The organism is Streptomyces sp. APSN-46.1, from assembly GCF_022815725.1.
GTDB lineage: Bacteria > Actinomycetota > Actinomycetes > Streptomycetales > Streptomycetaceae > Streptomyces.
In genome coordinates, this window is the sequence record NZ_JALGRF010000002.1 from 396410 (window position 1) to 409987 (window position 13578).

The 13578-nt window shown below is 71.6% G+C and carries 8 protein-coding genes; 6 read left to right on the plus strand and 2 right to left on the minus strand.

Annotated elements, in window-relative coordinates; translation table 11 throughout:
* The first annotated feature begins 72 nt into the window (after positions 1 to 72).
* From MTF65_RS08390 to galE, 6 genes are all read left to right on the plus strand, one after another.
* The gene (locus MTF65_RS08390; RefSeq protein WP_243627740.1) at positions 73 to 4062 is read left to right on the plus strand and encodes an Rne/Rng family ribonuclease; all 3990 of its coding nucleotides are present in this window, start codon (positions 73 to 75) and stop codon (positions 4060 to 4062) included.
* Positions 4063 to 4338: 276 nt separating this feature from the next.
* On the plus strand, positions 4339 to 4659 hold the full coding sequence (gene rplU, locus MTF65_RS08395) for a 50S ribosomal protein L21 (protein ID WP_056558958.1): 321 nt from the start codon (positions 4339 to 4341) through the stop codon (positions 4657 to 4659).
* A gap of 13 nt (positions 4660 to 4672) precedes the next feature.
* Positions 4673 to 4927: a 50S ribosomal protein L27 gene (rpmA, locus tag MTF65_RS08400; RefSeq protein ID WP_069920265.1), complete on the plus strand. Its 255-nt coding sequence runs from the start codon at positions 4673 to 4675 to the stop codon at positions 4925 to 4927.
* Between the two features lie 168 nt (positions 4928 to 5095).
* A complete protein-coding gene (gene obgE / locus MTF65_RS08405) occupies positions 5096 to 6541 on the plus strand; it encodes a GTPase ObgE (RefSeq protein ID WP_243627743.1) in 1446 nt (481 codons plus the stop codon).
* Between the two features lie 67 nt (positions 6542 to 6608).
* Positions 6609 to 8228 carry a glycosyltransferase family 2 protein gene (locus tag MTF65_RS08410; RefSeq protein WP_243627744.1) on the plus strand — a complete coding sequence of 540 codons (1620 nt, stop codon included), beginning with the start codon at positions 6609 to 6611 and terminating at the stop codon, positions 8226 to 8228.
* 108 nt (positions 8229 to 8336) lie between these two features.
* Positions 8337 to 9338, plus strand: a complete 1002-nt coding sequence (gene galE / locus MTF65_RS08415) for a UDP-glucose 4-epimerase GalE (RefSeq protein WP_243627746.1) — start codon at positions 8337 to 8339, stop codon at positions 9336 to 9338.
* Positions 9339 to 9465: 127 nt separating this feature from the next.
* Here galE and MTF65_RS08420 read toward each other — a convergent pair whose 3' ends face one another.
* On the minus strand, positions 9466 to 10638 hold the full coding sequence (locus MTF65_RS08420) for a glycosyltransferase (protein WP_243627748.1): 1173 nt from the start codon (positions 10636 to 10638) through the stop codon (positions 9466 to 9468).
* Positions 10635 to 13523, minus strand: coding sequence for a bifunctional glycosyltransferase family 2 protein/CDP-glycerol:glycerophosphate glycerophosphotransferase (locus tag MTF65_RS08425; RefSeq protein WP_243627750.1), 2889 nt, complete (start codon positions 13521 to 13523; stop codon positions 10635 to 10637). Before MTF65_RS08425 ends, MTF65_RS08420 begins: the two co-directional genes overlap by 4 nt.
* Between the last annotated feature and the right edge of the window lie 55 nt (positions 13524 to 13578).

A 13578-nucleotide genomic window follows, 5' to 3' on the forward strand; every position in this document is an offset into this window, starting at 1 on the left:
CTCATTACGCGGGGCCGCGCCGGACCGGATGTCAGCCGCGGCGCCCGGGAGCGTGACGGGAGAACCGCCCGCATGCTCAACAACGAAACCACCCCCGCCGCCGGTAACGCCGACGGCGAAAGCCCCAGCGACAACCTGCCTCCGCGCAGGCGTCGCCGCGCGGCTTCCCGGCCCGCCGGTCCGCCCGGCGCGGCCGCCGCCGCTTCCGCTGTTTCCGCTTCTGACGAGGCGGCCCCCGCTGCCGCTCCGGCTGTTCCGGCCGAGGAGGCCGCTCCGGCTGCCGCTCCCGCCCGTACGCGCCGTCGTGCCACGCGTGCTGTCGCCGCTACCGAGGCTCCGGTCGCCGAGGTCGTCGTGGAGGCTCCGGCCGCCGCGGCTGCTCCGGTTGCCGAGGAGGCCGCTCCGGCTCCGCGGGCCCGTCGTCGTGCGACGCGTGCCGTCGCCGCGACGGAGGCTCCGGTCGCCGAGGTCGTCGTAGAGGCCCCGGTCGCTGAGGCTGCCGAGGAGCCCGCCGCGGCTCCGGCTCCGCGGGCCCGTCGTCGTGCCACGCGTGCTGTCGCCGCTCCGGAGGCTCCGGCGGCCGAGGTCGTCGTGGAGGCTCCGGCCGCCGCGGCTGCTCCGGCCGCTGAGGCTGCTCCGGCTCCGCGTGCTCGTCGTCGTGCCACGCGTGCTGTCGCCGCTCCGGAGGCTCCGGCGGCCGAGGTCGTCGTGGAGGCTCCGGCCGCTGAGGCTGCTCCGGCCGCCGAGGAGGCCGCTCCGGCTCCGCGGGCCCGCCGCCGTGCCACCCGCGCCGTCACCGCTCCGGCCGCCGAGGCCGCTGCCGAGGCTCCGGCCGTCGTCGTCGAGGAGCCCGCGAAGGCCACCGTCACGGTCGCCGACGCCGTGGACTCCCCGAAGCGCGGTGGCCGCCGCCGCGCCACCCGCTCCACCGCTCCGGCCGCCCCCGCGCAGCCGGCGCCCGCGCCCGCCGAGGCCGAGGCGCCCGCCGCCCCGGCTCGCGGCCGCCGCGCCGCGCGTCCCGCCGTGGCCGTGTTCCAGGCCCCGGTCTTCGCCGAGCCGATGTTCCAGACCCCGGAGACGGCCGCCATGGCCGCCGCTGCCGCTGCCGCCGCCTCCCGCGCCGAAGAGGCCGAGGAAGAGGAGCTGGAGCCCGAGGCCGAGGTCATCGAGGCCCCCGTCGCGCAGCCGGCCGGCCGTCGCCGCCGTCGCGGACGCGCCGCCGCCGAGACCGCCGCCCCGGCCGTCGAGTCCGCCCCGCTGTCGGTGGCCGACGTGGAGTTCGCCGAAGTCGAGGAGCCGGAGGCCGAGGCCGCCGAACTCGACGAGGAGGAGTTCGACGGCGAGCGCCCCTCCCGTCGCCGTCGCCGGGGTGGCCGTCGCCGCCGCCGCGGTGAGGCCGCCGAGCTCGACGAGTCCGCCGAGGAAGAGGCCGAGGCCGAGGCCGCCGAGCAGGAGGCCGAAGAGGAGGAGGAAGAGGAGGCCGAAGAGGCCTTCGGTTCCAGCTCCAGCCGTCGTCGCCGTCGTCGTCGCCGTCGCAGCGGTGAGCCCGCCGACGTCACCGCCGGGGCCGAGGCGGGCGATGAGGACGGCGTACGCACCGTCGTCAAGGTCCGCGAGCCCCGCCCGGTCCGCGAGAAGGCCGAGCCGTCCGACGAGGTGCAGTCCATCAAGGGCTCGACCCGTCTGGAGGCGAAGAAGCAGCGCCGCCGCGAGGGCCGCGAGCAGGGCCGCCGCCGCGTCCCGATCATCACCGAGGCCGAGTTCCTGGCCCGCCGCGAGGCCGTCGAGCGCGTGATGGTCGTCCGCCAGAGCGGCGAGCGCACCCAGATCGGCGTCCTTGAGGACAACGTGCTCGTCGAGCACTACGTCAACAAGGAAGAGGCCACCTCGTACGTCGGCAACGTCTACCTGGGCAAGGTCCAGAACGTGCTGCCGTCGATGGAGGCCGCCTTCATCGACATCGGCAAGGGCCGCAACGCGGTCCTGTACGCCGGTGAGGTCAACTTCGAGGCGCTCGGCATGGCCAACGGGCCGCGCCGCATCGAGTCCGCCCTCAAGTCCGGCCAGTCGGTCCTGGTGCAGGTCACCAAGGACCCGATCGGCCACAAGGGCGCCCGCCTGACCAGTCAGGTCTCGCTGCCCGGCCGCTACCTGGTCTACGTGCCCGAGGGCTCGATGACCGGCATCAGCCGCAAGCTGCCCGACACCGAGCGCGCGCGTCTGAAGACCATCCTCAAGAAGATCGTCCCCGAGGACGCGGGCGTCATCGTGCGCACCGCCGCCGAGGGCGCGAGCGAGGACGAGCTGCGCCGCGACGTCGAGCGTCTGCAGGCCCAGTGGGAGGACATCCAGAAGAAGTCGAAGCAGATCTCGACCTCTTCGCCGAGCCTGCTGTACGGCGAGCCGGACATGACCGTCCGCGTCGTGCGCGACATCTTCAACGAGGACTTCTCGAAGGTCATCGTCAGTGGTGACGGAGCCTGGGAGACCATCCACGGCTACGTGAACCACGTGGCCCCGGACCTGGGCGACCGGCTGTCCCGCTGGACCTCCGAGGTCGATGTCTTCGCGACGTACCGGATCGACGAGCAGCTCGCCAAGGCGCTCGACCGCAAGGTGTGGCTGCCCTCGGGCGGCTCGCTTGTGATCGACAAGACCGAGGCGATGATCGTCATCGACGTCAACACCGGCAAGTTCACCGGTCAGGGCGGCAACCTCGAAGAGACGGTCACCAGGAACAACCTGGAGGCGGCCGAGGAGATCGTGCGCCAGCTGCGGCTGCGCGACCTGGGCGGCATCGTCGTCATCGACTTCATCGACATGGTCCTGGAGTCCAACCGCGACCTGGTGCTGCGGCGCATGCTGGAGTGCCTGGGCCGCGACCGCACCAAGCACCAGGTGGCCGAGGTCACCTCGCTGGGCCTGGTCCAGATGACCCGCAAGCGGGTGGGCCAGGGTCTGCTGGAGTCCTTCTCCGAGACCTGCGTCCACTGCAACGGGCGCGGTGTCATCGTGCACATGGAGACGCCGACCGTGATCGGCGGTGGCGGCAACGGCGGCAAGCGCGCGAAGCGCCGCGGTGGCCGCGCCCTGGAGCACGAGGTCGAGGCCGAGGCCGTCGAGACCGAGTTCGAGACCGAGTTCGAGACCGAGGCCGAGGTGGCCGCCGAGGCCGCCGTGCCGGTCGCGCTGCCGGAGCCGGAGTTCGTCCCGGACGAGGAGCTGTACAGCAGCCCGGCCGAGGCGGAGGCCGCCGCCGGTATCAGCGGTCGTCGCAGCCGTCGCCGTGCCACCCGTAAGGCGACCGCTCCGGCGGGTGCCCCGCGCGGTGCGGAGCGGCCGGCTGCCGCCGCCCCGGCTCCGGTGGTCCCGGTGACCCCGGTCGTCGAGGACGAGCCCGTCACCGAGCCCGCCGACACGGTCCTGGAGCCGTCCGCCGAGGTCGTCGCCGAGGCCGTCGAGGCCGCGGAGACGGTCGAGGCCGCCCCCAAGGGCCGCACGCGCCGCCGTGCCACCCGTAAGGCCACGGCCCCGTCGGGTGCCCCGGCCCCCGCGGCCGAGGTGGCCCCGGAGCCGGTCGTCGTCGCGGAGCCGGAGCCGGTCGTCGTGGCCGAGCCCGAGCCCGAGCCGGTCGTCGCCCCGACCCCGGTCGAGCCGGCCGCGGAAGCGGCCCCGGCCCGTCCGCGCCGCCGTGCCACCCGTAAGGCCACCGCACCCGCCGGTTCCCCGGCAGGCGCGGCCGAGGCGGCCATCGTGGTCGTCGAGGCGGCCCCGGTGACGGAGCCGGAGCCCGCAGCGGCCCCGGCCGAGCCCGAGGTGGAGGCGGAGGCGGAGGCCGAGGCCCCGGTCAAGAAGGCCGCCCGCAAGGCTCCGGCCAAGAAGGCGACCACCACGGCGAAGAAGGCCCCGGCCAAGAAGGCGGCCGCTGCCAAGACGACCGCGAAGAAGACCGTCGCCAAGAAGACGACGGCCAAGAAGACGGTGGCGAAGCGGGCGACGAAGAAGACCGCGGCGGCGGAGCAGCAGACGCCGCCCTCCGTCTCGGCTCCGACCGAAGCCTGATCCGCCGCACCTGAAGGAAATCAGCATGGCCGGGGGCCCCGCCGAACGGCGGGGCCCCCGGCCATGCGGGACTCGGTTTGACCCTCTGGAACCGGCCCCGTAACCTAGACCGTCGGCGTGTTTTTGTGCGCGCCGCAGCTCCTGAGCACCTCCCTCCAGGCTCTGCCCGGAGAGGCCGCTCGTCCAATCCGGATCAGTGTGGTTCCCGTCGAGAAGAGGGGCCCGCCTGAGCGGCTGGCTTCAGGAGCATCCGTCCCGAGTGAGAGAGAGATCCGCGTGTACGCCATCGTGCGCAGCGGTGGTCGCCAGCACAAGGTTGCTGTCGGCGACATCGTTGAAGTTGACAAGATTCCCACTGCCAAGGTTGGCGACACGGTCGAGCTCTCGACCCTGCTCGTTGTCGACGGCGACGCCGTGACCAGCGACCCGTGGGTCCTGGCCGGCATCAAGGTCCAGGCCGAGATCGTGGACCACCACAAGGGTGCGAAGATCGACATCCTTCGGTACAAGAACAAGACCGGCTACCGCCGTCGCCAGGGTCACCGCCAGCAGTACACGGCGATCAAGGTCACCGGTATCCCCGCGGCTGCGAAGTAAGAGGGACTGAGACATGGCACACAAGAAGGGCGCATCGTCCACCCGGAACGGGCGCGACTCCAATGCCCAGCGGCTCGGCGTGAAGCGCTTCGGCGGTCAGGTCGTTTCCGCTGGTGAGATCCTCGTCCGCCAGCGCGGCACGCACTTCCACCCGGGCGCGGGCGTCGGCCGTGGCGGCGACGACACGCTGTTCGCCCTGCAGGCCGGTGCCGTGGAGTTCGGCACGCACCGTGGCCGCAAGGTCGTCAACATCGTTCCGGCCGCCTGATCCAGCTCCGGCTGATCAAGCGTTCGTAACTTCCCGAGGGCGGATCTCAGCTCTTTCCGGCGCAAGCCGGGAAGAGAGGTCCGCCCTCGGCGCGTTGGTACGTACAGACGTTTTAATGGACAGCAAGGCCTGTCCGGGACATTCCCGCATGTAACTGGAGGAACAACCATGACCACCTTCGTGGACCGCGTCGAGCTGCACGTCGCCGCGGGTAACGGGGGCCACGGCTGCGCCTCCGTTCACCGGGAGAAGTTCAAGCCGCTCGGCGGCCCCGATGGCGGCAACGGCGGCCGTGGCGGTGACGTGATCCTGGTGGTGGAGCAGGCGATCACCACCCTGCTGGACTACCACCACAGCCCGCACCGCAAGGCCACCAACGGCAAGCCCGGCGAGGGCGGCAACCGCTCCGGCAAGGACGGCCAGGACCTGATCCTGCCCGTGCCGGACGGCACCGTCGTCCTCGACAAGGAGGGCAACGTCCTCGCCGACCTCGTCGGCCAGGGCACCACCTACGTCGCCGCCGAGGGTGGCCGTGGCGGCCTCGGCAACGCCGCGCTCTCCTCCGCCCGCCGCAAGGCTCCCGGCTTCGCGCTGCTCGGTGTCCCGGGCACCACCGGTGACATCGTCCTGGAGCTCAAGACGGTCGCCGACGTGGCGCTCGTCGGCTTCCCGAGCGCCGGCAAGTCCTCGCTGATCTCGGTGCTCTCCTCCGCCAAGCCGAAGATCGCCGACTACCCGTTCACCACCCTGGTCCCGAACCTGGGCGTCGTCACCGCCGGCTCGACCGTCTACACGATTGCCGACGTCCCGGGCCTGATCCCCGGCGCCAGCCAGGGCAAGGGCCTCGGCCTGGAGTTCCTGCGCCACGTCGAGCGCTGCTCGGTGCTGGTGCACGTGCTGGACACCGCCACCTTGGAGTCCGACCGCGACCCGGTCGCCGACCTCGACGTCATCGAGGAGGAGCTCAAGCTCTACGGCGGCGGCCTGGAGAAGCGCCCGCGCCTCGTCGTCCTCAACAAGGTGGACATCCCGGACGGCCAGGAGCTCGCCGACATGGTCCGCCCGGACCTGGAGGCCCGCGGCTACAAGGTCTTCGAGGTCTCCGCGGTCGCCCGTACGGGCCTCAAGGAGCTCTCCTACTTCCTCGCCGAGGTCATCGCCAAGGCGCGCGCCCGCAAGCCGAAGCAGGAGGCGACCCGCATCGTCATCCGCCCGAAGGCCGTGGACGACGCCGGCTTCACCGTCACGTACGACGAGGTCGAGGACGTCTACAACGTGCGCGGCGAGAAGCCGGAGCGCTGGGTCCGCCAGACCGACTTCAACAACGACGAGGCCGTCGGCTACCTCGCCGACCGCCTCAACCGCCTCGGCGTCGAGGAGGCGCTGAAGAAGGCCGGTGCCCGTGCGGGTGACGGCGTCGCCATCGGCTCCGACGAGAACGCGGTCGTCTTCGACTGGGAGCCGACCATGATGGCCGGCGCCGAGATGCTCGGCCGCCGTGGTGAGGACCACCGCATGGAGGCGCCCCGCCCGGCCACGCAGCGCCGCAAGGAGAAGGAAGCCACGCGTGGAGACTCGGCGCAGCAGGAGTACGACGAGTTCCGTCCGTTCTAATCCTGTCCATGTCAGCGCCCCCTTCACCTTGATTTAGGTCACGGCCAGGTCCGCTATGGTCCGCCGGGTGAACAGCTGCTCTTCCCCCACGGTCACCGTCGTGGTGATCGCGTTCAACGACGCCGGGCTCGTGGGCGAGGCCGTTTCCTCGGCTCTCGCCCAGGGCCCGGTGGTGTCCGAGGTCGTCGCGGTGAACGACGCCTCCACGGACGGCACCGGGCGGGTCCTGGACGGTCTGGCCGCCGTCCATCCCCGCCTGAAAGTGGTGCACAGGGCGGAGAACAGCGGGGGCTGCGGCACCCCCCGCAACGACGGGATAGCGGCCGCGAGCGCCCCGTACGTCATGTTCCTGGACAGCGACGACATCCTGCCGCCGGGCGCGGCGGACGCCCTGGTCCGGGCCGCCGAGGAGCACCAGGCGCCCGTGGCGGTCGGCGGGTGCGTCCGGCGTGAGCTGCCACGGGGCCGCGACGTGCCCTGGGTGCCCGGGCTCTACACGCCCGGCGAGGTCATCGAGCAGCCCGCCGACCGGCCCGAACTGGTCCGGGACACCCTCTGCGTCAACAAGCTGTACGACCGGTACTTCCTGGACAAGCATGCGATCCGCTTTCCCGACGGCCGGTTCATTTACGAGGATTTCGTTTTCACCGCGCGGGTCCTGGCCGCCGCCCCGCGCCTCGCGGTCGTCGGCGACACCGTCTACGTGTGGCACGTGCGCCGCTCCGCCGCCCGGGTGTCGATCTCCCTGGACCGCAAGGACGTCGGCAACTGGCACTCCCGCGTCGAGGCCCACCACGAAGCCGCCCGCGTCCTCTCCGAGGCCTCACCGGAGCTCGGCCGCGCCTGCAAGGTCAAGTTCCTTGAGTACGACCTGCCGATATACCTTCGCGAGCTCGACCCGGACCCCGGGTACCGCGCCGCCTGGTGGACCCTGACCAGGAACGGCCTCGACTGCCTCGCCGAGGCCGACATCGCCGCCGCCCGACCCCACGGCCGCTGGATCGCCCGGCTGCTGCGCGCCGGCGAGACCGCGCCCGCCGACATGGACCGGCTGATCCGCCTCGCCTGCGAACCGCCGTGCCTGCTGCCCCCGTACGCGGTCGGCGCCGACGGGCTGCCGGTGTGGAGCGAGGAGTTCCCCGTCGAGCTCGACGGGCTGGCCGCGCTGCCGCTCTCCGCGCTGCCCGTCGCCGTCGAAGTGGACGGGGCCGCCCGCCGCTCCGCGATCCGGATCCGCGTCCACGACTTCTACGGGCGCCTCGCCCCGGCCGGACCGGACACCGCGCGGCTGAGTTTCCTGCCCCGCGAGGGCGGCGACCCCGTCCCGGCGCCCCCGGCCGCGCTGCGGGCCGCACCGGACGGCGGCTGGGTCGCCGAACTGCCGCTGCGCCCGCGGGCCCTTGCCCGCACCGGACGCCGCCGGGGGCTGCGCGGACTACAGGTCTGGGACGTCCGGGTGGCCGTGTCGTGCGCCGACGGAAGCTCGGTGAACGCGGCCCCGCGGCCCTCCGCGGGCCTGGTCGGCCGCCGGATCCTGCCCAGCAGCCGGTACGGTGTTCTGCTGGCGCAGCCTTACCGTACGGCGGCCGGCTCGCTGGCCCTCCGCCTCGCGCCGGGTGCGGCGGGCGCGCTGGACCTCGTACGCAACCGCTTCGACCGGGCCCGTGCGGGCCGCCGGCCGGGTTGACGGTCGTCCTACGACGGCCGCCTTACGATGATCGCTTCGCGAAGACAGCTTCAGAGATATATCGGACAGCCCCCGGACGCCGTCCGGGGGGACCCCAGGGAGATACGCATGACGTTTCTGATCACCGGTGGCGCCGGCTACATCGGCGCGCACGTCGTCCGCGCGATGCTGCTCGCGGGTGAGAAGGTGGTCGTCCTGGACGACCTGTCCACGGGCAACGAGGACCGGGTGCCGGAGGGTGTCCCGCTCGTGATCGGTTCCGTCCTGGACCGCCTGACCCTGGACGCGACCATCCTCAAGCACAAGATCACCGGCGTGGTGCACCTCGCTGGCAAGAAGCAGGTCGGCGAGTCCGTCGAGAAGCCGATGTACTACTACCACGAGAACGTGGAGGGGCTTCAGGTCCTGCTGGGTGCGGTGGCCGCCGCCGGCATCCGCAACTTCCTCTTCTCCTCCTCCGCCTCCGTGTACGGCATGCCCGACGTGGACTCGGTCACCGAGGAGACCCCCTGCGCGCCGCTGAGCCCGTACGGCGAGACCAAGCTGGCCGGTGAATGGCTGGTCCGCGCCGCCGGCAAGGCGTACGGCATCTCCACCGCCTGCCTGCGCTACTTCAACGTGGCGGGCGCCGCGACCCCCGAGCTCGCGGACACCGGCGTCTTCAACCTGGTCCCGATGGTCTTCGAGCGCTACGACGCGGGTCAGGGCGCCCGGATCTTCGGCAACGACTACCCGACGCCGGACGGCACCTGCATCCGCGACTACATCCACGTCGAGGACCTGGCGGACGCCCACGTGGTGGCGGCCCGCAAGCTCGCCGAGTGGGGCGCGGCGGGGGAGTACAAGGACCTCACCGTGAACATCGGCCGCGGCGAGGGCGTCTCCGTCAAGGAGATGGTCGAGCTCCTGAACATCCACACCGGGCACACCTACGCTCCTGTGATCACCCCGCGCCGGCCCGGTGACCCGGCGAAGGTCGTGGCCTCGGCCGACAAGATCGCCGCCGAGCTGGGCTGGAAGGCCCGCCACGACGTCCGCGAGATGATCACCTCGGCCTGGGCGGGCTGGGAGGCCAACCGCAAGGGCGCCCTCCACCACGCCGAGCGCTGACGCGTCGTCCGCGCCCGTACGAAGCCGCCCGCCCCGGACGTGATCCGGTGCGGGCGGCTTTTCGGTGTCGGGCCGGGTGCGGTGTGAAGACGGGTGTGCGGTGGAGGGTGGGGCGCTCCGGGTGCGGTCAGCGCTCCAGGAACGCCATCAGCTCTTCCCAGCGGTCGGTGATGTCGGCACTGGAGTAGCGCCGCACCTCGCGGAACGCGGCGTCGCCGAGCCGCTCGCGCAGCCCCCGGTCCGACATCAGCGCGTCCAGGTGCCCGGCCAGCTCCATCGTGTTGCCCAGCCGGGCCAGCAGCCCGTCCTCCCCGTGCGCCACGATCTCCCGTACGCCGGGCGCGCAGTCGAAGGCGGCCACCGACAGGCCCGCCGCCATCGCCTCCAGCAGCGTGATCGGGAACCCCTCCGCCCGGGAGGCCTGCGCGAACACCGAGGCCTCGCGCAGCGAGCCCAGCACGTCGTCCGTGCGGCCCCGCCACTCCACCGAGTCGTTCAGCCCGAGCGAGGCGCAGTGCGCGCGCAGCGCCGGCTCCTCCGTACCCGCCCCGTAGATCCGCAGGACCCAGTCGGGGTGCCGCGGGACGGCGTCCGCCCACGCGTCCAGCAGCAGGTCCACGCCCTTCTCGAAGGACAGCCGGCCGATGCTCGCCACGACCTTCCCGGTGCGCGGAGCGGGGGAGTCCGGCATGAACGGCAGCGGGTTCGGCATGCTGGCGACGTTCTCCATGCCGGACCGGATCCAGAGGTCCGCGTCCTCGGCCGTCAGCACCAGCAGCCGGTCCACCTCCCGGAAGTGGCGTCGGACCCGGGCGGCGCGCGAGGACTTGTGGCTGGCCTCGTACGACTCGTGGCTCATCCCGATGACGGTGAGCCCCTTGGTGTCGGCGAGCTCCACCCACTCCATCGCCCACACCTGGGTGACGATCACGACGGCCCCCGGCCGGGCCGCGCGGAACAGCGCGCTCAGCTTCTCGGCCTGGGCACGCATCCCGGCCCGCCGGGCCGCCTGCCGACGGCGCTCCGGAGCGTTGAGCCGGCCCTTGATCCCCTCCAGGCGGCGCGCCTGCGGCGGATGGGTGTCGTACAGGGTGGTCGTCTCGTACGGCAGGTCCCGCGGCAGCCGCTGCCGGAGCTCCTCGGCGACCGGCACGACGCCGACGACGTGCACCCGGTGCCCGCGCTCGCTGAACAGCCGCGCCATCTGGTGCGACCAGGTGGTCACCCCGCCGAGCTCGTCCACGCTGTTGGAGACGAGGAAGACGTCGCGGCCGCCCGGGCCGGTGGGCTGCTGTTTCACTTGCCGCTCCTGGTGAAGAACTTCGCCACGATCTGGCGGGCCGCGTCCCCGCGGTCGTACTCGCCGAACTCGGTCAGGAAACGCTGCCGCGCCTCCGCGTACTTCGCGTCCGCCTCCTCGAAGGCGGCGAGGGCCTGGAGGAGTTCGTCCGCCGTGGCCACCACCGGGCCCGGCGCCTTCTCCTTCAGGTCGAAGTACGTGCCGCGGATGTCGGTCGCGTACCTCTCGTAGTCGTACGCGAAGAACAGCATCGGCCGGTCCAGTACGGCGTAGTCGAACATCACGGACGAGTAGTCGGTGATCAGCCCGTCGGCGAGCGCCAGTAGCGGGGTGACGTCGTGGTACCGGGACACGTCGATCACCCGGCCCGCGACCGACGGCGGCAGCGAGACGCTGTTGAGGTAGTGGGTGCGCACCAGCAGGGTGAAGCGGTCGCCGAGCCGGTCGGCGAACTCCTCGACGTCGAAGGGGAATTCGAAGCCCTCCACCGAGCCGTCCGGGCTCGTCCGGAAGGTCGGCGCGTACAGCAGCACCTTCTTCTCCGGGTCGATGCCCAGCTCGGCGGCGAGCGGCCCGCGGACCCGTTCCCCACTGTGCGCCTCGGCCCGGTGCGCCTCGACCAGGGCGTCGTTGCGCGGGTAGCCGGTGCGCAGCAGCACCTCGTCGCGCAGCCGGAAGGCCCTGGCGAGGGTGCGGGTGTCGTGCTCGGAGCGGATCAGGAAGTGGTCGAAGCGATCGATGGCCGTCTGGAAGCGGTCCTGCGCCTCCTTGCCCTGGGCCTTGGTGCGGGGCTCGTGGAAGCCCATCCGCTTGAGCGCGGAGCCGTGCCAGGTCTGGATGTACGTCGTCCCCGGGCGCTTGGCCAGGGCCAGCGGGAAGCCCTGGTTGTCGATCCAGTACTCAGCCTGGGCCAGCGCCCGCAGGTACGGCCAGCTCCAGCGCTTGACGAGGGTGGCCTCCGGGGGGAAGCCGGTGGGCCTGGCGCCCGCGTACGACCAGATCGGCTCGAACGGGACACCCTGGCGGACCATCTCCTCGTAGATCGCCTTCGGGCTGTCGCTGTACTGCTTGCCCATGTGGCTCTCGAAGACGACCGTGCCCTTCCGGATGGGCAATTTCGAGAAGACCTCGTGGTAGACCTTCACCTTCTGTTCACCCGAGCCGATGCTCCTGCGGGCCTTCAGCGCGAAGCGCAGGCTCCGCTTGAGGACGCCCGCGGCCTTGCCCTGCATCGCGCTGTCGATCAGCGTCCGGGTGCGGACGGCGGCGGGGCCCTCGGCGGTCAGGACGTAGGAGAGGTTGCCCTTCCTGGTCATCTCCGGCTCGAAGCGGTCGGAGACCAGCCGGGTCAGCCGGGGACGCACCCGCAGGCGGGTGGCCTTCTCCAGATCGACCCCGCCGACCGCGACACGGGTGGTGATCCAGTCGGCGCCGGCCGTCAACTTCAGGCGGACGTCCCAGACGGCGTCGATGATGCCGAGGGGGCGCACGGTGCTCCCGATATCGGCCGTGGCAGTCCACTCGATCGAGTCACCGGCGTGGCGCACGGTTGCCACCGGGAAGCTGAAGGACCGTACGCCGATCTGCCTCCGGGCCCGGAATTCGAGTGAGGCCTTGAGTTCCGCGTCGGGCCGGATACGGCCCAGCGGGTTCACGACGGCGCCGCTGAGGGTCACCGTCCCGCGCCCGTCGTCCGCGTACGAGACGAGGCGGTTGCCGAGCCGCAGGGCGGACAGCGGGGTGCTGTGGAAGCCCTGGTCGGTGACATCCAGTATCCGGCGGCCCTCGGTGGCCTCGGCCTCGACGGGGCTGTCGATGTGCTGCGCGCACCAGTACACGCGGCCGTCGCGCTCGGCGAGCGGCGAGGACAGGCGGCCCTTGTTGGCCATGGCGTCGGCGGCGGGGAGCAGGTTGTCCCAGTCCTCCTTGCCCAGCAGGTAGGCGCAGATCGCCTGGAGGTGGTTGACGTTCTCGTAGGCGGCCGGATCGATGCCGGCCAGGTAGCCGTTGGCCAGCCGGGCGAACTCCCGCCGGTACGCGTCGCCCAGAAGCGGCAGGTCACGCAGGTGCAGCACCAGGTCGTGCTTGAGGAACTTGGTGTCCTTGGCCGTCTTGAGGGCGGTGTGGCCCTTGGCGGCCAGCAGTTCGTCGACGCGGCGGTGGATCTCCATCCGGTGGACGAAGTTCTCGATCTCGTGGCGCCGGTTGCTGATCGACTTCGCGGAGGCCTTCTCGACCACGTTCCAGAAGTACACGCGGTTCGGGATCAGCGTGATCCGGCGGGCGGACACGTACGCCTGTGCGGAGAACAGAAGGTCCTCGTAGTGGATACCGACCGGGAATTCGAGCCCCTGTTCCAACAGAAATGCGCGCCGATAACACTTGTTTGTCGAAAGGGTGTCGTAAACGAGCAGGTCGGGGTACTCGGTGATGGATTCCAGCGTACGCGTGCGCGAATAGATCCAGGGGTACCACTCGGTGGTCTTTCGCCACCGGTCGTCGAGGTGCACGCGCACGCACATGCCCGAGACGAGATCGGAGCCGGTCCGCTCCGCGGCGGCCAGCATGTTCCGGCAGGCATTGCGCTCCAGTACGTCGTCACTGTCCAGGAACATGACGTACGTGCCGGTCGCCTGCCGGATGCCGTGATTGCGCGGGGCGCCGCAGCCGCCGCTGTTCTCCGGCAGCCGGAAGGCGCGCACCCTCCCCGGGTGCGCCGCTTCGAACTCCTGGGCGACCGCGTAGGACGCGTCCTTGCTGCAGTCGTCGACGATCACGACCTCGACGCCGTGCAGGGTCTGGTCCAAAACCGACTGGACGGCTGCCGGCAGGCGCTCTGCGTCGTTGTAGACGATGACGACCACGGAGACGTCAGGCACGTGCACCTCGAATCCCTTTGTTTCATTGCTCTTAACCCGTCAAAGCTACCGTGCGCCGCAG

Bases quoted from the DNA above. Each gene is read 5' to 3' on its own strand.
- MTF65_RS08390 (WP_243627740.1), top strand. From the start codon at position 73: ATGCTCAACAACGAAACCACCCCCGCCGCCGGTAACGCCGACGGCGAA.
- obgE (WP_243627743.1), top strand. From the start codon at position 5,096: ATGACCACCTTCGTGGACCGCGTCGAGCTGCACGTCGCCGCGGGTAAC.
- rpmA (WP_069920265.1), top strand. From the start codon at position 4,673: ATGGCACACAAGAAGGGCGCATCGTCCACCCGGAACGGGCGCGACTCC.
- galE (WP_243627746.1), top strand. From the start codon at position 8,337: ATGACGTTTCTGATCACCGGTGGCGCCGGCTACATCGGCGCGCACGTC.